We start from the raw sequence: 26,584 nt of genomic DNA, 5'->3' as shown, positions 1-26,584 counted from the left end.
ATCTCCGGAAAAATTGTAAAAACTTTAACCCTTAAATAAATACGTTATTATGTGTAGTAAAACCAGTAAATTTCTCCATCAAATAATCTTCCCTTTACTTTTATTAATTGGTTGCCTTACTTCTTTGCATGCCCAAAACAATAAATTACCGGCCGATACTTCCTTTGTCTCTTCCAATGAAGTAACGGTTAATGGGAAAAGAATACCCTATCAGGTTACGGTAGGTACTCAGCCGGTATACGGTGAAGATGGAGCACCTGATGCTGCGTTGTTTTATACCTATTACAAACGAAGTGATGTGGATCAGGATGAGCATCGACCCATTGCGTTCTCATTCAATGGAGGGCCGGGAGCTGCATCGTTGTGGATGCATTTGGGTTATACAAGTCCGAAACGGCTGGAAATAAGTGATGAGGGATATCCCATACAACCCTATGGTGTCGTCGACAATCCCCATTCCATTATAGATGTGGCAGACATCGTAAATGTTGATCCCGTCAACACGGGTTTTTCCCGCATATTAAATGATGGCAAGCGGGAAGATTTTTTTGGGGTGTATCAAGACATTACCTACCTGGCTGACTGGATTGATAATTTTTTATCACGACAAGAACGTTGGAGATCCCCAAAGTACCTGATTGGGGAGAGTTATTCGGCAACACGCGTAGCGGGCTTATCTGCTGAACTGCAAGACCACCATGGGATTTACCTTAACGGAGTAGTTATTGTTTCCGGGACTAAAATGGAACTTCCTATCGCAAGCAATGAAGTGCTTCAGTTGCCCAACTACGCTGCGGTAGCCTGGTATCATAAAAAGCTACCTGAAGATTTACAGAAAAAAAGTCTTACGGATGTTCTCTCAGAAGTTGAAACGTATGCCATAGAGGAATATTTACCAGCAGTCGAAAGAGGCGGATTTATTGATGAAGATCAGAAACAAGCCGTTGCGGAAAAATTAGCCCGGTACACAGGTCTCAAAAAGGAATTCATATTGGACCACAATCTGACAGTGCCCACTAAAGCTTTCAGAAAAGAGTTATTAAGGGATGAAGGATATTTCCTGGGTCTTTCGGATGCACGGTATAAGGGTATAGATAAAATGGATGGGGGCGATACCTTTACCGGAAGTACGCCACCGGAGTCAGCTGCCTGGGATAATGCCTTCACTCCTGCAATTAATGCATATCTTCGAGATGATTTAAACTTTAAAACAGACCTGCAATACCATGTTTCTGGCTCTGTATTCCCATGGCCCTGGGATAGATTTACGGATGGGACCGGAGAGAAATTGCGCAATGCCCTGATGCAGAACCCCCATCTACACGTATTATTTCAAGCAGGATATTACGATATGTTGGTCAATTATTTCAGACAAATGAATGGCATGTGGAAGCTTGATCCAAGCGGTAAAATGAAAGACCGTTTACATTTTAACGTGTATGAAAGTGGTCACATGATGTATGTGAGGGAGGAAGATTTGGTAACGTCTACCAATGATCTCCGGGAGTTTATTCAACAATCAATCCCCCTGAAGGGTGAAGCGGCAAAGTATTGATGTAGCCTGTTCATTGATAAGACTGGTTTATTGGTGAGTCTTCACCGTCACGCCAGAAATGTCTTGGTTCGGTCTTGGCCTGAATTCCTTACCTAAAATACCTTTCCTTGAAAAAAAGGCCTGTGAATCGATTTTTACTATCGGGGTAACCAATAGGTATCGATACCAGATAGCCCTAGAGGCTTCCTGATATCAAAAAAAAGTAACCGGTCACGCTTGATTCCAAATACGAAATCCTTAATTTGACCCATGAAAACAGGGAGTGGGCTGGCGGACATGGTCCAAATACACGCAACTTGATTCAAAATTTAGCTGTATCCGGTTGTTGGCAACAAGCTGAAAAAACTAAATAAAAAGATGAAATTTAGAAAAGCGACAAAAAATGATATTTCAATAATTGTGGAAATGATTGCTGATGATGAGGTTGGAAAAACCAGGGAAAATTTTCAGGTACCATTACCAGCCGAATACCTTAACGCTTTTGAAAAAAAATAAGTTCTGACGGAAATCAAGAACTAATTATTGTTGAAAACGAAAATGCTGAAATTATCGGAACTTTACAATTGTCCTTTATACAGTATCTGGCTTATCGGGGTGGAATTGGAGCGCAGATAGAAGCCGTAAGAATAAAGAAAGACCAAAGAGGACACGGAATTGGAAAAGCAATGCTTAAATGGGCTATAAATAGAGCAAAAGAACGGAATGCTCATTTACTACAATTAACGACTGACAAAAAACGACCGAAAGCGATTAAATTCTATGAGGACTTAGGGTTTAAAGCAACTCACGAAGGAATGAAAATACACTTTGAATAAAAAGCCTGTTGCCAACAGCGTATATAACTTATGGCGGGGAAAGTGGTAAATTCGAGCGTTTTGCTTTTAAGTAAATTTGGTCTCGGTGGACAGGAAGGTTCTCCGAAAACCGCCACTGCGCCAAGCTCCAAACCGCTATATAACATCTCAAAAACCAATTTTTTGGTATTCCTGCCGATAGCTAACTTAAAATTTTTCCCCTAGTCCAGCGAAAGCAGATAACAGCATCCAATTACGGTGTTTTGATAAAAAAGGAATTGGGTTTGTCAGCAAATTCTTCGCCGGTCACCTGTGCAGAAAGATAGTCAACCTTCTTGTCGATGGGTTTTCTAAACCGCTCAAAAGAAACAGGCTTTATCAGGTAATCATTCACATCCAGCGCAAACCCATTTACCACCTATTCCTCATACGCAATCAGAAAACAGCTCCTCCAAATTTAATACAAATCCCTCAACAGCTTTTGAAGACACCATGTCGCCATGGGTAAAAATCTTCGATGCATCATACCGCCCGTTGATTAAAGTATACACCAATAAAGTGCACTCATTCGGATGTATCACCAACACAGAACGCTACAAAAGAGTAAGGATGCAAAACCTGAGAAAGTCGCTGGATCAATATCATTCATTAAAATGAACCTAAAAATGTAAAATAATCGTTATTTTGTGGAAAAGGAAATAATCATGGGAGCAGCACAAATCAGAGAATTACTTCACGAATACATTAATAAAGCAGATGATCGCTTCATAAACTTAATGTATGCTATGGTACAGGCAGACATGAAAGAAGATGATTATGAGCTGAGTGCTACACATAAAAAAATATTAGATGAAAGAATAGCAGCACATAAGGCTAATCAATCATCAGGGTCAAGCTGGGATGAAGTAAAAGCCCGTATTAAAAGCCAGCTATGAATTATTCTCTTATTGTCAAGCCAGAAGCTGAGCTAGACATTTTAAAGTCTGCAAAATGGTACGAGAAGAAGCAGCAAGATTTAGGATTGCGATTTTTGGATGAAGTTGAAGAAAAGCTGGATTTGATCACTAGTAACCCACTTCATTATCAGATTAGGTACAACACTACCCGATTTTCTCTGATAAAGCATTTTCCGTATGCCATTCATTTTATTGTAGAAGATAAGTACGTAATAGTTTTAGCCGTATTAGGCACTCGGGAAGACCCTGAGAAATGGCAATAGCTCATCCCACAGGGCTGCCCCAGTACCTTTACTAGGTATAGGATCCCTAACACCCTATTTATTCCCGACTTTCCCTGACTGGGTGAAGAAACCTCAACACCCTACTATTTCTAAACTCCTTCAAAGTCGAAATCCCTTCTAGGCCATTTGAACTAGCTTACTAAGGAACGTCTTCGTAAACAAAAGTTCGCAATTTCGAACTCGGTCTGGCATAGTTTTGAAAAGATATGCTAGCCTAACACTCGTTAACAAATTACAGTCCTTTATTTCATTTGCGATTTCTTTGCGAATAACCTATTTTTAGCTAGGGGATAGGCTTATCAGATTATAGATCATTAAATCGAGCCTGCCTACCGAAGGCAGGCACCCCGATAAACCGGGGCAAGTTATGACCATTAAAAAACAACTATAAACAGATGAAATCGAGCCTGCCTGAGGCAGACAGGCATGAGGAGAACCTCACATAGAGGGATGATTTTAATTGCGAGATTCCATGTGACCACTAAATGACAATTATAAACACATGAAAATACGCTGGATTAAATGGTTTGAAAGCCGTAGATTTTTGGCAATTCCGTCCATTTCCAATTGTAAATTGCAAATGATAGGTGGGGCGTTTACTTTTCATGGGGATTGACCAATTCAAGTCCATCGATATTTTTGAAGTCGTTCTCGTTTCTGGTTATCAGGGTCAGGTTATGAACTAAAGCAGTAGCGGCAATGATGGCATCCGGGAGTTTAATCTTGTGAGTTTTACGTATTTCAGCCGTTTTGAGTTTGACATCCTTTTCCAGTTCCAGGACCAAGGCATCATTGATGAAATCATGAAGAATTTCCAAGTCCTTTTCGGTGGCAGTTTTCCAACAGAGTAGTTCAATTTCGGTAATGGCAGAAATAGCAGGGGTGGAATCGGATAAAGTGCTGTCAATGAATTCTTCAGCAGAAGGTGGGAATTGCTGCTGAAGGTAATAGATCGCTGTGTTGGTATCCCAGAGGTATTTTATTCCCATTCGCTGCGTAACTCATTTAGTTGTTGGTCAACCTCGCCGATAGGTTGTTTGGACATGGCTCCCTTGTATCGGCCCCAGTCTGTAGCATCTTTTTTACCAGCCTTTTCTTTCCTTATTCGAATCAATTTAAGCAATTCTAAATCCTGTAAAAGATGGATGGCCTTTTCGTTGATAATATCAATAGTGATCGATTTCATTCCTCAATTATTTAGTGGCAAAAGCCTGTATGGTTTTGTAATAACGCTGAGCTACACTATATTCTCCGAAAGTTATAAAAAGGTACGATAAGAAACTTGAAATAAAGGCTTTTAACAAAAATATGGTGTTTATTTATACGAAACAAATGGTAAAGGTGTTGTTTGCTAGTGCCTATTTGCTTGTCTTTTAACCAAGAAATACGATTCAAAAAAGTTTGATACAGAAAAAATACGTTCACTTGGGTGAAATTTGCAATTACACATTTCTATCGCCCTGATTTTATGTGTTTTCAGCCCTGATCATGAAACAGGGTTTAAGAATATCAATCATTGATTCACCCATTGATTTCCCAATCAGAAAATAAGATTCGGCGTTTCGGTTCCAGTGATAGGACTGATTTGCCGGCGAGTCATGAACATCACGCCAGAAATCTCTTGTGTCCACAACTTTCACATTGCCCATAAATTCGGGTAAATCGGCTACGGCCAGTTGGGCCTCCATCAAGGATAAAGCCCTTGGGTGGGTTTCATCCCAACCTGACATTCCTGTCGTAGCCATAACAAAGGGAAGTTTTGGTACGCCAAGGTCTTTTCGAACCTCCTTTATAAACCGGATCATATTCTCCCGGTAGGCATCATTGGCCTCCTGGTTGATTCTGTCATTCCATCCCTGATGCCAGCCAAAGCCCATAATTTCATACCCCTGGCCTTTGTACGAGGGCACACGATCTTCCAATTGGCCTAAAACTTCATTTACTATTGAAATCATCTGAACATAAAAGTATCCGGTATCTCCGGCAGCTAGAGGCGGTTTTATATTCATAGGGTCACCGGGAGGGAAAAAATCAACGGCAAGGCTTTTACCACCCCAGGCTGTTTTAATAATCAAGACATCTTCATCGAAATGATCCCCCACAACATTCCCAAACTCCAATTCAGGGCCGATTGTATTTTCATTGGCTCCGTAGCCAACTGTCAATCCACCCGTATGAATTTTTTCCTGATGGTTAAAGTAAATAAATACATCCTCCCGTACCTTCCAATCCCCTTTTTCATTTACCAGATGTTGGTATTCTTCCTTTTCATCATTTTCAACCAGGTTGTTAAGATTTCCCCGATCTCCCTTTTCAAGCTCCCCATGACCTACCATATTGGATTGTCCTGCAAGAATAAACACTTTTAGAGGCGCAGGGCTTTTCGGCTTAAATGCTGTGAAAAGTAATAGGCTAATTATGGACCCGAATAGACCAATTCTCAGAATATTTGCCAGATGTTTTTCCATTATCTAATAAGAGTAGCGTTTATTGATTGTATCGTTACCTGAATTCATATGCATTCAGTTTGGAAATATGTGGCGGATCAAATTCCCCAAGCTGCTTTTTTAAAAATTGTACCCTACCCAATTGGTCTGAATGAAGTTTATTGGGGCCCTGCAGGTAAATGGTTTAGCAAGTACATTACCATATAAAGCCTCAAATGTAACGAAGTACCCTTACCCTAACTCAGACCATTGTTCCGATTGGGATAGGCCATGTAATCAAATGGCTTACCCAATTCGATCAGGCGATCTACCAATCCTTCGGTAATTTCAAGGTGGGTGTTGGTTTCGAATGGACCGATTATTCCAATCCCTGTCTGGTGACTATAGGCACATAGCCTACCTCCATACCCGCCGGTGGACTGACGATCAAAGCCGGATCGATATCAGCCAGCTCTCCTATCAACGGTGGAGGCAGGTATTCCTGGTCTTTTTTCCAATGCTTGTGCAGTAGTTCTACCCTTCTTTGCATTTCTTCACGTGCTGCTTTACTCATGTCGGCATTAAGCAAAGCAGGTTGGTCGGCAAATCTATACCAATAATAGGTAAGGGTACTGCCATCTCCCAGCTTCGTCTTGAAAGGCCCTGCTGCCGGGCCCGGATTTTTCCAGCTGCTTTCTTCCTCCTCAGGTGTAACATAGGTAAGGGAGGACCTGTCATCTTCAGCCCTGTTAAAGCTGACCTCATGGAGTCCGGTTTCAGAAGGGACTTCTTTCGGAGCCACTGCCACCCATTGCCCAATATCGTCCTCGCTGGAGTTCTCCATTTTATAGTATTCGGGAAGTGTGATCAGGATATGGCCATTTGTTTTTCTTTTTGTAATCAGGTCTCCTTCCCAGCGAACCCGTAAGGTAGCCGAATCAGTGACATTTGCGTCCATGTAGGAAGTAATATTCATTAAGGCACGTTTGTTCTTGGGAATATGCTCTCCGTAAAACTTCCAGTTTGATCTGACACCTTTGTTAAACTTTTGCATGGTTGCATGCTCCACGTTTATTATACCATCAACAGGATCGCCTCCGGCAAACCATGCTTCTACAGCGTCCCAAAGGGCCTCCTTTTTATAGACCATCAGGCGGTGAAGGAGATCCGAGTTACCATCTGGCCCTACCGGATATTGCGTCGGAGCCATACGGGCATACGTTTGGCCGTTGGAATCAGTGGCTTCATAGGAGTGAATATGCTGGGTTTCCATTTGAAAAGCCTTATTAGGTTCAGAGGGACGTTGATCTAAAAATAGTCCATTCAGACGGGGATCTTCAACCGATGCCTGAGTCCAGAAATAAGGGGTGAAGAATGCCACGGGGCCTTTAAAATTACCGGTGTTTAGAAATAAGGTCCAGCATTGATTGCCGGTAGAAACAGCTTCACCTGCTGTGGTAGTTTTTGGCTCTGTGAGTGGCAAAGGCAGGTATCCACTGCCAAACAACTCACCACTGGTGCCTTGTTTGAGGTTCAGGCCATCCGGAGGCCACAGTAGCCATGGACTCAGTTGAGCTACGCCGTATTTCCCTTTCGGGTCGCTCCAGTCCCTTCCTCTACCAGCCCCGGGACCGTTAGCCCATCCGGCAAAATTGAGTTGCACGCCGCCCATTATAAATTTAGGCGTTGTTGTAGCATACTCTGTATCACGCCACCATCCCAGGCCTCCTTCAATATCCGTATACAACTTTTCTACCGGCAAGGGCCCGTCATACTGCGGGTGCATCCAGGTACCAAACAAGCCTGATTGAAAACTCCTTCCTGGATATTCCCTTAATAACGGCCAGGCCGCTGCATACATGGAGTAGCCTGCATTGTATGATTCATCAACCTTTTCCCTTTGAGTAATCATGTAACCGCCAACATTTGCCTTTCGGATCGTGCCTTCTTTAGTGCTATACTCAGCATCCTGTGCGCTTGCAACAGTAGCAACTAAGAAGAGGAGAGAACAGGCTATTAAGGATGTTATTCTGAAATCTTCCGTACGCTTCAACCAAAAAAAAGACCTGGCCATTTTAAAAAACGTCATGGGCAACAATTCGGAAAGATCCTTGTACAATGTATTTTTTTTCATTTCAGTCATTTGATATCATGTCGTTCAAGATCGAAAAGACCAGAAATAATCCAATCAAAGAAAATGGCAAAAGTAAAGATAGGAAGCTGTTCGGAGCTCTCCCCTCTTTTCTCTGGTGTTGTTTCTACCAAGAATCGCAATCGAAAGTAAGTTAGGAATAATTTTTTGTCCGGACATCCTATCTATCGCCCAACTTTTATCCCTGGTCCGGAAGGAAATTTTCAAAAAGCGTTGTTGAACAGGCAGGTACCGAACCCCATTTCAAGAAACACAAGCCGATGAAGCATTTTATCTGTTTATAATTTGATTTTTAATGATCATAACTTGCCCCGGTTTATCGGGGTGCCCGCCCGGTTGATGCCAGTCGGACCGGGAATCTTCGCATGATGGATGATCATCCCCATGTGTGACACTCTCCTCATGCCTGTCTGCCTCAGGCAGGCTCGATTTCATCTGCATGTGCCATGCTGTTTTGACCAGAAACGGCATACTGAGGGAGTTGTGCAAGAATATTGGTCTGATTGTTTTGAAGTTTATCTTGTTCGGAATTAACCCCTTGCCCATGAAAGCATACTTTCTGGCATAAACCGTAAACATAACTACAAGGTTTTTACGCGAAATATGCATTTTATTGACAGCTGAGGAAAATTCTTGAACCCAGCGTAGTCATCGTTAACATATCATATTTTTTGGCTAAGATGCTTGAGTAGTAACTCGTGCAAAGACTGTAACTTTATTCCCTTATTGCATCTGGACTGCCCATCCAAAAAAAGTATTCTGAAGGATAAAAAAAGAGAACAATGAAGGAGATACAATCGATGATAACTAAAACAATTGGCCGTTCTTGGTTCATGTTGCCTTTCCTTGCGATATCCTGTCAGGAATCCCAAAAAGACATGCAGGACTGTGGACTTTGCGAGGATTCTGCGGCTGAATGGATACAGGTAGCAGAAAAACTGCCTGAGGAGGACTCCCTTTTTTATTTGCCCCGCCCCGCACCACTTTTCCGCAGGGAATTTACCCTGGCGGAAAAAATTGATAGTGCCCGCCTGTTCATTACCGCAGCGGGCTACTACAAGGCTTCGCTGAATGGGCAGCCCATCGGGAAAAACGTTCTGGATCCCGCATGGACCGATTATAGCAAGAGGATTTACTATACCACCTACGACTTAACCTCACAACTAACGGAAGGAAATAATTGCCTGGGAGTCATCCTGGGGAATGGGTTTTATAATCCGCTACCCTTGAGGAAATGGGGAAGGAGAAACCCCCGGGTAGACCTTACGGTTGGCAAGCCTACTTTTACGGCCAGACTTGTAATCTATTATCCAAACGGGGAAACAAATGAAATAAAAACGGACGCTTCCTGGACTTACGGCTATGGCCCGCTTGTGAAAAACAGTGTTTACATCGGTGCCATGTACGACCAGGGAAAGCAAAAGGAAGGATGGGATCGGCCCGGCTTTATAGATGCATCCTGGCAAGCTGCCCAGGTGGGAGAAGGCCCGGGAGGCGAACTACAACCCGCCTTTTTTCCTCCAGTCAGGATCATGGAGGAAATCCAACCCAAAGCCGTTTCTACCCTTTCCAATGGGAAACACATGGTGGACATGGGGGTAAATTTTACGGGGACCTACAGGATAAGAATTCCGCCACATGCGGGGGATACCATTACCTTCAGGTTTGGAGAACGGATATACGACGATGGAACATTGAATCCGATGACCACTGTGGTAGGGCAAATCAAGCGGGAGGGCATAGGAGGCCCGGGTGCCCCTCCCATAGCCTGGCAAACGGATAGTTATGTTTCAGCTAATAAAGAAGCCTTTTTTACACCGGATTTTGTTTATAGAACTTACCGCTACATGGAGATAGACGGCTTGAAAGAGCAGCCCGCCCTCTCTGATGTGCAGGGCTTGTTCATCTATTCAGACGTTCCGGACAAAAATAGTTTTACCAGTTCCAATGCCCTGCTCAATGATATTCAGGATGCCGTAAAAAGGACCTTTCTTTCCAATTTGGTAAGTGTGCAATCTGACTGTGCCGTCAGGGAGAAATTTGGCTATGGGGGAGACCTCAATGCTACCAATGAATCCTTTATTTACAATTTTGACATGCAGGAATTTTACACAAAAACGGTATATGATTGGGTGGATGCGATGAATGATTCAACTTTTGTGGATACGGCTCCCTATGCCGGGATCAAATATTGTGGTATCAGCTGGGAATCAGCCTACCTGATCACCCAGTATTACCTGTATTTGTATTACAATGATACGGATCTGGTGGAAGAGTTGTATGAGCGAAACCTTCAATGGATGGAAAAAGTGGCCAGGATCCATCCTGATGGTCTGGCAGAAAGTGGACTGAGTGACCATGAGTCCCTGGAGCCCGTGCCGGTACAATTGACCGGTACCACACATTACCTGCAATGTGCCCGTATTATGAAAACATTTGCCGCAAAGATGGGGGATAAGCAAAATGAGGAGCGTTTCGGAGCATTGGCAGAAAACCTGAAAAATCAGATCAGGGCGGCCTTTTGGGAGCAGCCGGTAACAGAAGAAATTAATAAGCAAACCCTGTTTGCTACCTTGCTTTACCACGATATAATTCCTGAAGAGGACCTGGAGGCTGCCAGGGATTCTCTGGTGCAGGCAGTTCAAAACGGACCTTCTGGCCATTTCAATACGGGTATTTTTGGGACCAAATACGTTTTGGAAACCCTCTCAAAGCATGCTTCAATCAATGAGGTTTATGCTATCGTAAACAGTACCCAATATCCGGGTTGGGGCCATATGATCGATAGAGGAGCGACCAGCATTTGGGAAACCTGGAAGGAAAGTGACAATACCTTTACCAATAGTCATCCCATGTTTGGTACGGTGACCGAGTGGTTTTATCGCTGGCTTGGTGGAATCCGACCGGACCCCGAAAATCCCGGATTTAAGGTATTTGTACTGGCACCCAGCGTGCCGGATGAGCTGGATTCCATGGCCAGCAACTACCATTCACCCCATGGTGAAATCAAATCTAATTGGAAAAAAGGGCTTGATGGGTCCATCACCTATGAAATAAAAATCCCCAATGGCAGTAAGGCAAAAGTCTCTTTGTTGATGGGAATTGATCAAAATTTGTCAATTGAGAAAAGAGTGGGGGATTTTAATCCGGAAAACGTGAAAGGTCTGGCAAGCGGCAATTTTGAACTGGAAGAAGGCGAATACACCATTCGCATTTCCAGCTAATGGATTATAATGATATTGTCATTTCTGGCTACTTGAGTTCGGTTTAAGTGTGTTAGAGAAAATGGTCATGTGGTCAAGAAGAATTTAGGCTTCAAGGGAGAATTGCTGAAATAGGGTACTAGGACTGGTTCTTTGGCCTTGGTTCGGCCAAACAGTATTTCGGCTGAAATGGTCATTGAAAGGATAACGAAACCAAAATCCCCCTTAAAAGGGGGCAAGGGGGATTTATTTCGTAAAATATATCAAACATTAAAAATCTACAAATATGCCTAAAAAATCAACTATCAATTTTCCCTTGGTTGTATTACTAAGTTGGGTGATTTTTTCCTGCGGTGACCCTGTTGAAAAAAAACAAACGGATTACAATCCAACCAACGTTTTGTTGATCACAGCAGATGACCTGAATTACAATTCAGTGGGAGTTTACGGTTGTACGGTACCAGACATTACCCCAAACCTGGACAAGCTGGCCGGAGAGGGCATGCGTTTTACCAATGCATTTGTGAATATCGCCGTTTGCCAACCCTCCCGCCAATCCATCATGACAGGCAGGTATCCCCATACCAATGGTGCACTGGCCTTCAATCCCATAGACAGGGCTGTTCCTACCCTGCAGGAACAGCTTACCAAAGCAGGGTACCTGAATGGGATTTTGGGTAAGGAAATACACCTGAAGCCCACCGACAAATTCAATTGGGATTATTATATCCGGGAGGGAGACCTTTCCTCGGGACTTGGAATCGGCAGGGATCCGGATCTGTATTACCAGCATGCCATGGAATTTTTCAGCAAATCCAAAAAGGAAGACAAGCCCTTTTTTCTAATGGCCAATAGCCATGACCCCCACCGACCCTTTGCGGGTAGTGAGCAGGAAGAAAGGTTGTGGGGAGATGACTTGCCGGTTGTTACCCGAACCATCCACCCGGAGGAGGTCAGGGTGCCGGAATTTCTGCCAGACCTGCCCGAGATCAGGCGGGAAATAGCGGAGTATTACACCTCGGTTTACCGCCTGGACCAGACCGTTGGCGCTTTGATGCAGGCGCTTGATGATTCCGGCATGGCAGAAAATACCATGGTCATGTTTATCAGTGATAATGGCATGGCACTGCCCTTTGCCAAGTCTAATTGTTACCTGAACAGCAACAAAACCCCCTGGATTGTACGATGGCCGGGGGTGGTCCCTGAAGAAAAAGTGGACAGTACCCATTTTATTTCAGGAATAGATTTTATGCCTACTGTGCTTCACGCACTTCACTTACCGGTAGTGCCGGATATGGATGGATCCTCTTTTCTTCCTGTATTAAAGGGCAAAACCCAGAAAAGCAGGACCCGGGTATTTACAGAATTTCACCGGATTTTTGCGGGCATTGATTATTCCATGCGCTGCGTACAGGAGGGGGACTATGGGTACATTGTAAATTTCTGGAGCGATGGGGAGCACAAAATCCGTGGAGATGCTGCCAGCGGCAGGACCTATTCCGCCATGGTGGAAGCGGCACCAAGGGATGAAGCCGTGGCCGATCGCCTGAAGATGTACGAGTACCGGGTTCCTGAAGAGCTCTATGATTTTTCAAAGGACCCCGATGGACTTAATAACCTGATGGATGATCCTGCTTATCAGGAAATCGCCAACGGTTTGAAAGCCCAACTTCTCCGGGAAATGAAACGAACCGATGATCATTTGGCGGGTGAATTCGAGGAGGGGTTTTTATGAATAGAGTGAATCATATAAGGGCATATAAGAGCTATAAGGATGGGAATAATCAGGGGAGGCATTTTTTATTCACCACAGATGGACACAGATTTTCACAGATTTTTTTCAGGACCTAACCCAAACCTTATATTCCCTTACATGCCTTATATGGTTTAAAAAAAGGAACCATATAAGGAATAGAAGGGCATATAAGAGGCGTAAGGGTAGATTTATCTGCAATTTGACTCGTCCTGAGCCCTGTAGGGGCGTGATATTTTCTTCATTTCCATACCGTTAACCTTTAACTTGGGAAAAATAATGTAAAGCTCTAATACACCTTATATTTCCTGCTTTTAAATATGGACAACATGAACAAAACACTGTATCCGCTTTTTGGCATCGTAACGGTTTTAAATACGCCCTTCAAAACCGATGGAACCATTGATTTTGTGGCCCTAAGAAAGAATGTACAGCAGGCAATGAATGCGGGTGTGGCCGGGTTTCTGCTGCCTGCCTTGGCTGCAGAAGTATACGCTCTTTCCCATCCAGAACGGATCAAAATGGTAGAAACCGTTTTGGAAGTAGTCAATCAGGCCGTTCCTGTGATTGCCGGTGCAGGTGAAACAGACCTGGTAAAAGCGAAATCCTTGTTAAAATCTTACATTGATCTGGGCTGTAGGCAGGTGCTTTTTCAAATCCCCTATCAAAACGAGTTGCAATTTAAAGCTGATTTTTTTCGACTGGCCGCGACCGACGCAGAAATGATCATGTTGCAGGATTGGGATGCCACTGGTTATGGGCTGCCTGAAAGCCTTATTTGCGAATTATTCGACAGCGTGGAGGCATTCCGATGCCTGAAGATCGAAACCGTTCCGGCCGGGTACAAATATTCCAGGATGCTTTCTTTGACCAATGGGCTTTTGAATGTCAGCGGGGGATGGGCTGTAACCCAGCTGATCGAAGGTTTGGAAAGGGGAGTTCATGCTTTTATGCCCACTGGCATGCATTGGATCTATACGGAGATTTTCCAACTTTGGACGCAAGGGAAAACCAATGAGGCGGTGGAGCTTTTCGAAAACATCCTTCCGGTCCTGGCTTTTTCCAATCAGCACCTGGAGATTTCCATTCATTTTTTCAAACGGCTGCTTCACCATCAGGGAATTTACCCTACAACTCATATACGCCATTCCCGCATTACTTTTGACAGCTACCATCAAAAAACAGCAGAAGGGTTAATCCAGCGAGTAATTAAACTCGAAGAAGGAATTAGGGCGAAAAAGAGGTGAACCATATAAGGGATATAAGAACATATAAGTGGGCATTATTAATTTACCACAGATGTCCACGGATTGTTACAGATTATTTTAATGGCTCTAACCCAAACCTTATAATCCTTTATATGTCGTTCATGGTTTTGAAAAGGGAATCCAATAAGGAATATACCAAGGAAATCAAATCATCCTCACATCCAGCATCAGTACATCAGCATATCCCCACATCGGCACATCCTCAAATCTTCAAATCAGCAGATCTTCAAATCAGCACATCAGCAAATATGGTTGTTTTATGGTTCTTCCTGATATTTTTTTAACCATTAACCCTTAACTTTCCATCATGTTATTACAAGGGGTAGATTGGCTGATCCTGGTTTCGTTTTTCATCCTTTCTTTGGGGATAGGCTTGTATAGTTCCAGGAAGTCCGCCAAAAACATCAATGAGTTTTTTAAAGCCGGAGGCAACTTGCCCTGGTGGGTTTTGGGTACTTCCATGGTGGCCACCACCTTTTCCACGGATACCCCTAATCTGGTAACCGATATTGTCCGGAAGAATGGCATTTCAGGCAACTGGGTATGGTGGAGTTTTTTGCTGACGGGCATGCTCACCGTATTTTTCTTTGCCAAACTCTGGAAACGGTCGGGCGTTTTGACGGATATTGAATTTTATGAATTGAGGTACAGCGGAAAGGCAGCTTCTTTTCTCAGGGGATTCCGTGCCATCTACCTGGGTGTATTCTTTAATATCGTCATCATTTCAGGAGTATCCCTGGCTGCAATCAAAATCGGGACGGTATTGCTGGGTATCAGCCCAATGGCCACGCTGATGGTTTCGGGCCTTGTCACGGTAATTTACAGTTCCCTGGGAGGGCTAAGGGGAGTGGTGTTTACGGATTTTATACAATTTATGCTTTCTTTGGGAGGAGCTATTGCCGCAGCCTGGGTAGCGGTCAATCATCCTGCAGTCGGGGGTTTGGAAAATTTGGTCAATCATGAAATGGTAATGCCAAAGCTGGACTTTATACCTGATTTTTCCAATAAGGATGTATTCCTGGCGGCATTTTTGATCCCCCTGTTTATCCAATGGTGGTCGGTTTGGTATCCTGGATCGGAGCCGGGAGGAGGCGGCTTTATCGTGCAGCGGATGCTGGCTGCGAAGGACGAGAAAAATGCCCTTTCTTCGGTCATGTTATTTACTATTGTCCATTATGCCATCAGGCCCTGGCCCTGGATCATTGTGGCTTTGTGCAGCATCATTGTTTTCCCTGATTTGGAGGCCTTACAGTTGGCTTTTCCCCTTGTCGATCCTTCGATAGTTCAGGATGATCTGGCTTATCCGGCCATGCTGTCCTTTATGCCTGTGGGGATTATGGGCCTGGTGGTGACTTCTTTGGTGGCCGCCTACATGTCCACCCTGTCTACCATGCTCAACCTGGGTTCTTCTTATGTGGTCAATGATTTTTACCTGAGGTTTATTCGTCCCACAGCTTCACAAAAACACCTGATTGCTATAGGCCGGCTTTCTACGGTACTGATCATGGTATTGGGAGGTTATGTGGCCCTGCAGTTGGAAAATGCTCTGCAGACTTTTGGTATTTTGTTACAGATTGGAGCAGGTACTGGATTGATTTATATCTTGAGGTGGTATTGGTGGCGGATCAATGCCCTCAGTGAGATTGTGGCCATGGCCGTTTCCTTTCTGATAGCCCTGTATTTTGCTTTTATTCACGATTATTTTTTTGTTCCCCTATCCAATTCGGCGGAGTTGATCACAGGTATCCTGATTACCACAGCCAGCTGGATCCTGGTAGCACTTCTGACACCTGCTACGGATAGAGGGGTGTTGAAGGCCTTTGTCCGCAAAACAAATGCCCCTGGTCCGGGATGGAAGAGGGTTTACGGATGGATGAAGGAAAAGGAGGAGCAGGCAGCTGCTTTTGGGTATTTTGACTTTCAGGCGGCGGTATTGGCCTTTGCTGCAGGTATTACCGGCGTTTATGCCTTTTTGTTTGGCACCGGTAGTTTTTTGTTGGGAAATCCGGGGCAGGGCTTGGCGTTGATGCTGCTCGCCGGCCTGGGTTTCGGTGCGGTGTTCTTCCTGAGGAAAAGGTTTCAATAGTGCCAAATGGATGCAAAAAGGTAAGTGAGCGTCGATGTTCCGGTAAAGATATGCTGCACCCATATTATTTACTGAAAAATTGAAAGTCTTGTAGCACAATAACTTTTCCCTTCGTCCAATATAGAGAGGGGTTACATCTGGTACGGATTCGAAAATGATCCAAGGGTGACTTGCCCGTCAACGGTAAAGCATTTCATTGAAGGAAAGTGTCCTGCTGTAGATGAGTGGGGGAAAATTAATTATTTTCAAAGATTAATTTGATTTTAGTTAATTCAATTAAATTTGCAAAAATTTTCAGGTTATTGTTTTGTTAATTTAGGGTGTTGATCACATGAAGAATTTAATTTTTATACTTTTCCTTTTTGGTTTGAACCTACCTGGTCTGGCTCAGAAAATAACTATAAGCGGCACCATCACAGAAGAAGGTACTGGCGAACACCTGATAGGTGCGAATATTTATGATAAAATCTCGCAAAAAGGTACCGTAGCCAACCACTTTGGTTTCTACAGCTACACGACTTCCAGTGACAGTCTGGATTTGTTTTTTAGTTTTGTTGGCTTTCAAACGCAGCATATCAGCATAAAGGCAATCAAAGATACAGTGATCAATGTAGACTTGATGCCAGATGGCAACCTGCAGGAAGTGGTGGTCTCTGCCTCGGAAATGGACCAGATCCAGGAAGTGAGCCGGATGAGTTCCATTAACGTTCCCATCAAACAGATCAAGGAATTGCCGGCCCTGATGGGAGAGGTAGATGTGTTTAAAGTATTGCAGCTGCTGCCCGGAGTACAGTCGGGCACCGAAGGGGGAAGCGGCCTGTATGTCAGGGGTGGAGGGCCGGACCAAAACCTGATCCTGCTGGATGGAGTGCCGGTGTACAATGCCTCCCACCTGTTTGGTTTCTTCTCTATCTTCAATGCCGATGCCATCAACAATGTGGAGTTGATCAAGGGAGGCTTTCCTTCCAGGTATGGAGGCAGATTGTCTTCTGTGATTGACGTGAGCATGAAGGAAGGCAATATGCAGGAATTCAAAGGAGAGGGCTCCATTGGATTGATAGCCTCCAAAGTGACCGTGGAAGGCCCTATCAAAAAAGACCAGACTTCCTTTATATTTTCGGCCAGAAGGACTTACCTGGATCTTTTGGCCAGGCCCATCATCAAGGCCGCTACCTCGGGCAATGAAAATGTGGGTTATTATTTTTATGACCTGAACGGCAAGATCAACCATATTGTCAACGATAAAAACAGGCTGTACCTGAGCGTTTATTCCGGAGATGACAAGGCGTATTCCAAATACAAGGACTTCTATGTCAATAACAATGAAAGGACGGATTACGATGAAGAGTTTGGCCTGAAATGGGGCAATTTTATCACCGCACTGCGCTGGAATAATGTGATCAACAGCCGTTTGTTCAGTAACCACACCTTTACCCATAGCAGGTATAAGTTTGACCTTTTCAGTAATTACGAGGAGAAAATCACAGGTGCCGGGGTAAACGAAACCAATTTTTATTCAGATCGATATTTCTCAGGCATCCGGGATTGGGCAGTCAAATCTGATTTCGACTATATCCCCAACCCAGACCATTATTTCCGATTTGGTACCAATGTGATTTTCCATAAATTTTCTCCGGGAGTGTATGCCAGCAAAAGCACCGAAGCGGAAAATGACCTGCGCTTGGGTGCGGATGAACTCAACTCCATGGAGTATGCCTTGTATGCAGAGGATGATATCAATCTCAGTTCCAGGTTAAAGGCCAACCTGGGGCTTCATTATTCCGGTTTCCTTACCGAAGACCAACACTACAATAGCCTGCAGCCCAGGATTGCTGCCCGATACCTGGTCAATTCCAGTACATCTTTGAAGGCTTCCTTTGTGACCATGACCCAGTTTATTCACCTGTTGACCAATGCGGGACTGGGCTTGCCAACAGATTTGTGGGTGCCCGCCACCCCAAATATCGGCCCCCAGGAAGCCATGCAGGTAGCTTTGGGTGGGGTACGTAATTTCAAGGGCTTTGAAATAACGCTGGAAGCTTACTACAAGACCATGGATGGACTGATTGAGTACAAGGATGGAGCCACCTACCTCAACCTGGATGAGGATTGGCAGGACAAGGTAGCCGTAGGAGAGGGAAGGAGCTATGGGGCGGAATTCCTGGTTCAGCGTAAAGTAGGAAGGATTTCCGGATGGTTGGGATATACCCTTTCCAATACGGAGAGGAGATTTGATGAGGTTAATTTTGGGGAATGGTTTCCTTACAAGTATGACCGCAGGCATGATGTGAGTTTTGCCCTTACCCATGAGTGGAAGGACAACAAGGATTTTTCCCTGGCCTGGGTCTATGGTACCGGCAATGCGGTTTCTCTCCCGACGCAGCGGTACGAGGGATTGGAGATAAGCAGGTATGGAGGGTTTTCCAGGCCCAATGTGGAATATTACGAAAGCAGAAATAATTTCAGAAACAGGGATTACCACCGTTTGGATTTGAGTTTTAGCTGGTGGAAAACCAAGAGATGGGGGGAAAGAAAATGGACCCTGGGCATTTATAATGTATACAACCGCATGAACCCATTCTTTATGGACCTGGGCAGTGACAATCAGGGCAACCGGAAAGTGATGCAATACAGCCTTTTTCCCGTGATTCCTTCTTTTTCCTATAGTTTTAAATTCTAATATATGGCCGTTCCAAATAAATTAAATATTTCCCGATTCCTGATGATCCTTGGGGTGGTTTTTGTCTATTCCTCCTGTGAGACCACGGTGGATATTGATATTCCGTTTGAGAAGCCCCAGGTTACGGTTAATTCCAGCCTGGCAAACAATACCTTTCCTAAAGTGCGGGTAACCTACAGCAAACACATTCTGGATAACAATTGGGAGTTTGAACCCATCAGGGATGCTGAGGTAAAGCTGATCCATCAGGGGGAAACTTACCCGCTCAGTTTTGATGAAGCGACCGGAGAGTATATCAGTCTTGACCACATGATTTCTGAGGGGAATGAATACAAGATCGAAGTGCTGGTAGCGGGATATGAGCCGGTCACTGCCACTGAAATTATTCCGACTATCGTTCCCATCAAAAACCTCGTTTATCAAGGTCAGGTACAGGTGGATTCCTGGTCCTCAAGAGATGATATTCAATTGATTTTTGATGATCCTGCAGGGGAAAACTACTATGAAATTTCAGCGCACTATTACAGAACATATACTTACACCGATCAGGAGGGCAATTTGGTATATTACGAAGAAAATTATCCCCTTTACCTAGAGCCTAAAAATCCAAGTTATGAAAAAGATTTCAATACGGATGGGGAGTTGTTGATTGATGACAAATTATTTGATGGCGCTGAGGCGAAAATCGATTTGTTTATCAATGGCTCCTATTTTACTGAAGAAATGGATGGCGAAGTGTCATTTACCCTGAAAGCGGTGACGAGGAATTATTACCTGTTTCATTCTACCTACGGCCTGCAATGGTGGAACGATGGTGATCCTTTTGCCCAGCCGGTGCAGGTTTATTCCAATATCTCGAATGGGATAGGTATCGTTATGGGAGAGAGTATTTCGGTAAAGAGAATGGAGGAGTGATGGGCTGAGGTTGGTTAAAAAAGTGCACCACAGATTACTCAGATTAACACAGATAAATGAATGGCTACTGGGTGAAGTATGCCACTTCACCCTGCTATTTTCGGTGTCATGAACAGATAAGAACTGGCAAAAAGCCATTTGTAATTGCAAGCCGAGTGAGTTTTAATGAACTATTTTCTTTGGTTTCCGGCATTGCAAATGCCTCGTATACGTAACCAATCGGATAGCTGGGATGTAGTTGCAAACTCACCCAGAGACAGCCAACCACACCCAGAGAGAGTTCACCACAGATTACTCAGATTAACACAGATAATAAGATCAGTACTGGGTGAAGTATGCTACTTCATCCTGTTATTTTCGGAATCATAAACAAATAAAACCCGCCAAAGGGCCATTTGTAATGGCTTATCGTATGCATTTTAAAAGCGCGCTTTTCGTTGCGGTCGGTCTTTGATTTCCGGCATTGCAAATGCATCGTTTGCCTAACGCATCGGATACCTGGGATGTAGTTGCCAACTACACCCAGAGAGGGTTTCGGGGATTGCAAATCCCCTGTATCTGAACCACGGAATTACAAATTCTGCGGAGCGGAGAGTTCACCACAGATTACTCAGATTAGCACAGATAAATGAATGGCTACTGGGTGAAGTATGCCACTTCACCCTGCTATTTTCGGTGTCATGAACAGATAAGAACTGGTAAAAAGCCATTTATAATGGCTAAACCGGTGCATTTTAAAGAACGATTTTTTTTCGGCTGGTCTTTGGTTTCCGGCATTACAAATGCCTCCTATACGTAACCAATCGGATACCTGGGATGTAGTTGCCAACTACACCCAGAGAGGGTTTCGGGGATTGCAAATCCCCTGTATCTGAACCACGGAATTACAAATTCCGCGGAGCGGAGTGTAATATAGATAACCAGGATTTGCAATCCTGCTTTCGTAAACAAATTGGAATGACAATGTATTCCGGTACAAGGTCAAAACTCCAAACCCCGCAGCTCCTCGGGAGAATTGATGGTGGTTTCCTCAAAATGCAAACTCCAGCCCATGGTTTTGGTAAGGATATAAATCCTGGATAACTCCGTAAGTAATCGTTCCCTGGCATCGGATTTCAGGTCAGATTGATTGATTTTTTCCTCCAGAATAGTATTGATCCTCCCCTTGATTTTGTTGTAATCCGCTGCATCGAATTTATTGAAATAATCCTGGCTGATATCGTAGTACTGCAAGTCTGGATAGATATTGACTTCTGGTTCAGGTATACTTGTAATCCGAACCTGCCGGGCCTCAGGATCAATTTCTGTCCGGATCTGGCGGAGATCATAGCCAATGGTGACCTTTGCATTCACGATCACCAGGGCTTTTTTATTGGCGGAAAAAATATCAAAATAATTTCTTCGGGTATTTTTATAGCTCAATATCTGGGAGAAATGGCCCTCTGTCACGATAAGCTTACCCACCTGCTTGATTTCCTGCTCAATCAATGCCGTGTTGAGTTGTATTTCTTCCTTTTCCTGCTGTTTTCGGAGGAAAAAGAAGACCATAAGGAACAACAATATTGCCGTAACAACTCCGGCCAGAAACCTGTACATAAGCGTTCAATTATATGGTGAAAATAGCTACCTTAAATCTTTGGATGATTAGCATCATAAACTGAATTTAAACATCTCGGGACTGTATTTAGCACGCATATTCAATTAAAACGAACGGAAACAAATCGTATAGTAACCAACATGTTAATAACATAGTCCTTGACTTATACCTGGAGGAAAAGATTTTCTTTAAATCGGCCGGAAAACAATATTATTGGAAATATCTTTTTAAAAAAAGCATTACATTGGATATCTTAGTACCATTGCCCATTTCAATAACCTCAAAAAAACAGATATGCAGGACTTTCCATGGTTTAAATTTTACCCAAAAGCTGTTCCCACTACCATAGATCCCGATGAATTCAGTTGCGTGGTGGATTTGTTTGAAGAAAGCATCCAGAAATATGGGGATGCGGTAGCTTATGAATGTATGGGTAAGACCATGTCATTCAATGAGCTCGATGAGCTGTCCAGGCATTTTGCGACTTTTTTCCAAAAAGAACTGCATATGGAAAAGGGGGATCGGATCGGGATTCAGATGCCCAATTTGCTGCAGTATCCGGTAGCCATGTTTGGCGCTTTAAGGGCGGGGCTGATTGTGGTAAATACCAACCCCTTGTATACTTCTTCTGAGATGAAACACCAGTATTCGGATGCCGGTGTCAAAACGGTCGTCATTCTGGCAAATTTTGCCCATAACCTGGAAAAAATCAGCGGGGAACTGGGGATTAAGCATATCGTCACCACTGAAATTGGAGACCTCCTTGGAGGGCTAAAAGGGACTATCGTCAATCTGGTGGTCAAATACATCAAGAAAATGGTGCCGGCCTATTCCTTGCCCGGAGCCTGGACCTTCAACAAAGCGCTTGCCGCCGGAGAAAATAAGACCCTCGAAAAACCGACTTTAAAATCGGAAGATCTGGCCTTTTTGCAATATACAGGTGGGACAACTGGTGTTTCAAAGGGAGCCATGTTGAGTCACGGTAATATAGTGGCCAACATGCAACAGATTTCTGCCTGGATGAAACCCAAACTCAAAGAGCGGGAGGAAACCGTTATCACCGCCTTGCCTCTATACCATATTTTTGCTTTGACAGTCAACTGTCTGGCCATGATGAAAATTGGTGCACACAATGTGTTGATCACTAATCCCCGGGATATGCCGGCATTTTGTAAGGAACTTAAAAAACATCCTTTCAGTGTCTTTACCGGTGTAAACACGCTATTTAACGGTTTGCTCAATCAGGCTTCTTTCCGGGCATTGGACTTTAGCTCCCTCAAGATTGCCGTCGGTGGGGGGATGGCCGTACAAAAATCGGTTGCCAGGCGCTGGGAGCAAGTTACCGGTACGCCATTGGCCGAAGGTTATGGTCTGACAGAGACTTCCCCTGTTGTTTCCTGTAATCCCATAGATGGCACAGAAAGGTTAGGTACCATAGGTGTACCCTTACCCAATACAGAGGTCAAGATTGTGGACGATGAAGGAAAATCATTGCCCTTGGGTGAAAGGGGTGAATTATGTGTCAAGGGTCCGCAGGTCATGCCTGGTTATTGGCAGCGGCCCGAAGAGACAAAGGATGCTTTTTACGGGGAATGGTTCAAAACCGGAGACATTGCCGTACAGGATGAGGATGGCTTTTTACAGATAGTTGACCGGAAAAAGGAAATGATACTGGTCTCCGGTTTCAACGTTTACCCCAATGAAGTAGAGGATGCCCTGGCTGCGCACGATGCTGTCAATGAGGTAGGCGTGATCGGCCTGCCCGATGAGAAATCTACAGAAAAAGTAGTGGCCTATGTGGTTAAAAATGATGCTCCATTGACTGCAGAAGAACTGATAGCTTTCAGCAGGGAAAACCTGACCAGCTATAAGGTGCCCAAGGAAATTTATTTCGTCGATGAACTTCCCAAATCCAACGTAGGTAAGATTCTCAGGCGGGTAATCCGCGAGAACCATGAAAAAAACCACTGATTAGGCCAACTTCGGGCCTTCTTCCAGGGATTTGATAATTCTGGCGGGGTTTCCTCCCGCCAGCACATCTGAAGGGATACTTTTTGTCACCACTGCCCCTGCTGCAATAATGCTGCGATCTCCTATGCTTACTCCGGGACAAATGATCGCACCGCCTCCTACCCAAACGTCGTCTCCTATTTTGACAGGTTGCCCAAATTCCTGCAGGCTGCCCCGGACTTCAGCGTTCAGGGGATGAGTGGCTGCATAAATATGGACATTAGGGCCAAACAGACAACGATCTCCTATGCTGACAGGAGTAACATCCAGTATCACACAATTGAAATTAAAAAAAACCTGATCTCCTACACGGATATTGTACCCATAATCACAGAAGAAAGGCGGCTCTAAACCGAAATCTTTCCCGATTTTACCAAAAAGTTCCTCCATGATTTCCTTTCTTTTGTGGATTTCATCGGGGAAACTGTCGTTCAGGGCTTTCAAAAGTCTCCGGGCATGAAGCCTTTCCCGGGTAAGGGTTTCATCGGAGGCAAGATATAATTCTCCCGCCAACATCTTTTCTTTTTCAGATTTCATTTCAGGATTTTTTCGAGTTGATTCAGGTGTCTTTTTTCGTGGGTTATTATTATTTCAAAAGCATCATCCAGGGAATAAAAGATCCAATCGTTGGCCGGGGATCGGATCATGAGGTTTTGGTCCAGCAAATGATCCAGATCCTGAATGTAGCCTGAAAGTTCATCTTGTTGCTTGAAAAAAGCCGCTAAAAGGTCATTGTTATAAGTGGAACCCGACGATGGCTCCCAGGTCTTGAATGTCTTTATTTTTTGCGGTTTTTTGTTAGCATCTAAAATCATTTGGCCTATTTTTTTCCCAATAAAAGGGATTTTTCCCAAAATAGGGCTTTGGTGGGTGTTTTTGGCAAGCTGATCAAAAGTTGGGAAATAGGAAGTATTGACCAAAACCAGGTGATGGATAATTTCCATAGGACTCCATTGGTGAGGGTCCGGCTTTTGGTTCAACCGGGTCAAATCAAAATCATTGAGTAGTTTTTCAAACTCCCAGGTCAATTGGGTCAGTTCCATTTGCCAGGTATCGGCTTTTTCTTTCATCAGATTAATTTATTAAGGGCTGGTTTAACTAACAGGCTTGAGGGTTCGAAACAACAAGCAAATTTCAAACCAAAAACTAAAAGTTAAAACCTATAATCCGCAACCTAACACTTTAATCACCTGATTAATAGGGGTCAAAACCTGTCAGGTTTCTTCCTCTCGAATTTTATTGTTGGTTGAATACCATAAACCTGACAGGTTTGCGGATTTTAAGGATTATAATCTATTGATCCTTATGGATAAAGACCATCTGGATTTCACTTGTTAAATTTCAACAAACAGCTGATTATCGACAATACCTGATAAGTTTGTGGTTATCAAGTAATATTAAGCATTTGCAGGAAGTAATTCAAGAAAGAAATTAAAACTTTCCATTTTGATTTTCCCGGCCAATCCCTTTATTTAGTTCCTAAAATATGTATGCCATCGTTGATATTGAAACTACAGGTGGGTTTTCCGCCAGCAACAGAATCATAGAAATTGCTGTAGTTTTTCATGATGGCCAAAAGATAACCGGGCATTATGAAAAGTTGCTGAATCCTGGTAGGGCTGTTCCGGGATTTATTACCGGGTTGACGGGTATCGACTCCGGGATGCTGGAAGGAGCACCCACTTTTGCGCAAATAGCGGATGAGTTGCTCGAATTGCTGGAAGGAAAAATTTTTGTCGCCCACAATGTGTCCTTCGATTTTAATTTTGTCAAACGGGAATTTGAGCAGGTCAATAAGGTGTTTAAACCAAAACGCCTGTGTACCGTCAGGCTTAGCCGGAAGATTTTTCCCGGATTAAAAAGTTACAGCCTGGGAAGGCTTTGTGAATCAAGGGGCATTCAGGTCAATGACCGACACCGGGCACTGGGGGATGCATGGGCCACCGCCATTCTTTTTGGGCAGCTGCTTCAGGCAGACCAGCAGCATGAGATCAGCCAATCGGTAAAGGGCAGGAACAAGTCGCTTACTTTACCGCCAAATATCAGTAGTGAGCAATACGAACAATTGCCACAAGCCACGGGTGTTTATTATTTTCATGATAAAAATGGCAGGGTGATTTATGTGGGCAAGGCCATCAATATCAAGAGCAGGTTTATGGGTCATTTTACAGGAAAATCTAAAATAAACCTGAAAACCGAAATTTTTGATGTCAGTTATGAATTAACCGGAAGTGAGTTGCTGGCGCTGCTATTGGAGGCGATGGAAATCAAGAGGCTGTGGCCCAAATACAACCGCTCTCTTAAGGTGAGGTCCGTTTCCTGGGGAATATATGCATATTTGGATCAGGATGGCTTCAAACGGTTTCAGATCAATAAGATTGTCTCCGGAGTAAAACCATTGATGTCCTTTTCCAGTCATGCAGAAGCCTGGAAGAACCTGTCAGATAAGATTGAAGCTTTTGATCTTTGCCCAAAGCTAAGCGGCATACAGAAAACCGCCGGAGCGTGTTACGATTATCAATTTGGCAAATGCAAGGGCGCCTGCTGTGGAAAAGAGCCCTCTGAGGCATATAACCAAAGGGCTGAAAAGGTTTTTGGCAATGCTTTCAAAGAGGGAGAGCGGTTTTTGATCAAGGACAAAGGAAGGAGTGCGGAGGAAGAAGCCGTGTTGTTATTTGAAGAAGGTTTCCTGGCAGCATTCGGCTATGTAGACCTGGCCTTGGATTACAACCATGTTCAGGAAGTGGTAGATTGCCTTAAGCCTGTTAAAAGGGTGGCTGAGACCCGGCTATTACTACAATCTTTTATTGGTAAATTTTCAACGGATCATATCATTCATTTAAGCTCTGGTTGAATTTCCTTTACAGGTAATAAAGTGTACCTTTAATTTCAAATAACCAATAGA

General features: G+C 43.9%; 21 protein-coding genes. 13 read left to right on the top strand and 8 right to left on the bottom strand.

Translation table 11 applies throughout. The features are described 5' to 3' along the window. The first annotated feature begins 49 nt into the window (after positions 1–49). The 3 genes from G9Q97_RS07410 (at position 50) to G9Q97_RS24995 (ending at position 2,370) form a co-directional block, all read left to right on the top strand. The gene (locus G9Q97_RS07410) at positions 50–1,555 is read left to right on the top strand and encodes a S10 family peptidase (RefSeq protein ID WP_166144783.1); all 1,506 of its coding nucleotides are present in this window, start codon (positions 50–52) and stop codon (positions 1,553–1,555) included. A 357-nt stretch (positions 1,556–1,912) separates the two neighbouring features. Then, a complete protein-coding gene (locus G9Q97_RS25000) occupies positions 1,913–2,050 on the top strand; it encodes a hypothetical protein (protein WP_246255480.1) in 138 nt (45 codons plus the stop codon). 68 nt (positions 2,051–2,118) lie between these two features. Continuing rightward, positions 2,119–2,370, top strand: a complete 252-nt coding sequence (locus tag G9Q97_RS24995; RefSeq protein WP_394352972.1) for a GNAT family N-acetyltransferase — start codon at positions 2,119–2,121, stop codon at positions 2,368–2,370. A gap of 232 nt (positions 2,371–2,602) precedes the next feature. On the opposite strand, the gene G9Q97_RS07400 is transcribed toward G9Q97_RS24995, so the two are convergent. Continuing rightward, positions 2,603–2,743 carry a hypothetical protein gene (locus tag G9Q97_RS07400; RefSeq protein WP_166144780.1) on the bottom strand — a complete coding sequence of 47 codons (141 nt, stop codon included), beginning with the start codon at positions 2,741–2,743 and terminating at the stop codon, positions 2,603–2,605. A 292-nt stretch (positions 2,744–3,035) separates the two neighbouring features. Here G9Q97_RS07400 and G9Q97_RS25285 point away from each other — a divergent pair, with 292 nt between their 5' ends. Both G9Q97_RS25285 and G9Q97_RS07385 read left to right on the top strand, forming a co-directional pair. Continuing rightward, on the top strand, positions 3,036–3,284 hold the full coding sequence (locus G9Q97_RS25285; protein ID WP_166144774.1) for an addiction module protein: 249 nt from the start codon (positions 3,036–3,038) through the stop codon (positions 3,282–3,284). Further along, the gene (locus G9Q97_RS07385; RefSeq protein ID WP_166144771.1) at positions 3,281–3,568 is read left to right on the top strand and encodes a type II toxin-antitoxin system RelE/ParE family toxin; all 288 of its coding nucleotides are present in this window, start codon (positions 3,281–3,283) and stop codon (positions 3,566–3,568) included. Before G9Q97_RS25285 ends, G9Q97_RS07385 begins: the two co-directional genes overlap by 4 nt. Before the next feature lie 617 nt (positions 3,569–4,185). Here G9Q97_RS07385 and G9Q97_RS07380 read toward each other — a convergent pair. The 4 genes from G9Q97_RS07380 to G9Q97_RS07365 form a co-directional block, all read right to left on the bottom strand. After that, positions 4,186–4,578: a type II toxin-antitoxin system VapC family toxin gene (locus G9Q97_RS07380; RefSeq protein WP_166144768.1), complete on the bottom strand. Its 393-nt coding sequence runs from the start codon at positions 4,576–4,578 to the stop codon at positions 4,186–4,188. Beyond that, positions 4,569–4,775, bottom strand: coding sequence for a hypothetical protein (locus tag G9Q97_RS07375; RefSeq protein WP_154858001.1), 207 nt, complete (start codon positions 4,773–4,775; stop codon positions 4,569–4,571). Before G9Q97_RS07375 ends, G9Q97_RS07380 begins: the two co-directional genes overlap by 10 nt. A gap of 280 nt (positions 4,776–5,055) precedes the next feature. Beyond that, positions 5,056–6,057, bottom strand: a complete 1,002-nt coding sequence (locus tag G9Q97_RS07370; protein ID WP_166144765.1) for a sialate O-acetylesterase — start codon at positions 6,055–6,057, stop codon at positions 5,056–5,058. A gap of 337 nt (positions 6,058–6,394) precedes the next feature. Beyond that, complete coding sequence (locus G9Q97_RS07365; protein WP_246255478.1) at positions 6,395–8,149, bottom strand: hypothetical protein; 1,755 nt, start codon at positions 8,147–8,149, stop codon at positions 6,395–6,397. Positions 8,150–8,949: 800 nt separating this feature from the next. Here G9Q97_RS07365 and G9Q97_RS07360 point away from each other — a divergent pair. From G9Q97_RS07360 to G9Q97_RS07335, 6 genes are all read left to right on the top strand, one after another. Further along, positions 8,950–11,391: an alpha-L-rhamnosidase gene (locus tag G9Q97_RS07360; protein ID WP_246255477.1), complete on the top strand. Its 2,442-nt coding sequence runs from the start codon at positions 8,950–8,952 to the stop codon at positions 11,389–11,391. Between the two features lie 265 nt (positions 11,392–11,656). Further along, positions 11,657–13,105, top strand: coding sequence for a sulfatase family protein (locus G9Q97_RS07355; RefSeq protein ID WP_166144762.1), 1,449 nt, complete (start codon positions 11,657–11,659; stop codon positions 13,103–13,105). Between the two features lie 347 nt (positions 13,106–13,452). Then, positions 13,453–14,370 (top strand): dihydrodipicolinate synthase family protein, encoded by a 918-nt coding sequence (locus G9Q97_RS07350; protein WP_166144759.1) that lies wholly within the window; start codon positions 13,453–13,455, stop codon positions 14,368–14,370. A 328-nt stretch (positions 14,371–14,698) separates the two neighbouring features. Beyond that, a complete protein-coding gene (locus G9Q97_RS07345) occupies positions 14,699–16,477 on the top strand; it encodes a sodium:solute symporter family protein (RefSeq protein WP_166144756.1) in 1,779 nt (592 codons plus the stop codon). 331 nt (positions 16,478–16,808) lie between these two features. Further along, positions 16,809–19,157, top strand: a complete 2,349-nt coding sequence (locus G9Q97_RS07340) for a TonB-dependent receptor (RefSeq protein ID WP_166144753.1) — start codon at positions 16,809–16,811, stop codon at positions 19,155–19,157. Between the two features lie 3 nt (positions 19,158–19,160). Further along, entirely contained in the window at positions 19,161–20,072 is a 912-nt protein-coding gene (locus G9Q97_RS07335) for a DUF4249 domain-containing protein (protein ID WP_166144749.1), read from the top strand. Between the two features lie 981 nt (positions 20,073–21,053). Here the strand turns inward: G9Q97_RS07335 and G9Q97_RS07330 are convergent. Next, positions 21,054–21,668: a DUF4230 domain-containing protein gene (locus tag G9Q97_RS07330; RefSeq protein ID WP_166144746.1), complete on the bottom strand. Its 615-nt coding sequence runs from the start codon at positions 21,666–21,668 to the stop codon at positions 21,054–21,056. Between the two features lie 295 nt (positions 21,669–21,963). Here G9Q97_RS07330 and G9Q97_RS07325 point away from each other — a divergent pair, with 295 nt between their 5' ends. Then, positions 21,964–23,640 (top strand): AMP-binding protein, encoded by a 1,677-nt coding sequence (locus G9Q97_RS07325; RefSeq protein WP_166144743.1) that lies wholly within the window; start codon positions 21,964–21,966, stop codon positions 23,638–23,640. On the opposite strand, the gene G9Q97_RS07320 is transcribed toward G9Q97_RS07325, so the two are convergent. Continuing rightward, positions 23,641–24,216: a sugar O-acetyltransferase gene (locus G9Q97_RS07320; protein WP_166144740.1), complete on the bottom strand. Its 576-nt coding sequence runs from the start codon at positions 24,214–24,216 to the stop codon at positions 23,641–23,643. It abuts the gene before it with no gap. Further along, complete coding sequence (locus tag G9Q97_RS07315) at positions 24,213–24,749, bottom strand: DinB family protein (RefSeq protein ID WP_246255476.1); 537 nt, start codon at positions 24,747–24,749, stop codon at positions 24,213–24,215. Before G9Q97_RS07315 ends, G9Q97_RS07320 begins: the two co-directional genes overlap by 4 nt. Before the next feature lie 416 nt (positions 24,750–25,165). Here G9Q97_RS07315 and G9Q97_RS07310 point away from each other — a divergent pair, with 416 nt between their 5' ends. After that, positions 25,166–26,533, top strand: a complete 1,368-nt coding sequence (locus G9Q97_RS07310; protein WP_166144737.1) for an exonuclease domain-containing protein — start codon at positions 25,166–25,168, stop codon at positions 26,531–26,533. The last annotated feature ends 51 nt before the right edge of the window (positions 26,534–26,584 follow it).

Origin of the sequence: Cyclobacterium plantarum, from assembly GCF_011290685.1 — a bacterium.
Taxonomy (GTDB): Bacteria; Bacteroidota; Bacteroidia; order Cytophagales; family Cyclobacteriaceae; genus Cyclobacterium; species Cyclobacterium plantarum.
This window is presented reverse-complemented; position numbering and strand designations above follow the sequence as displayed.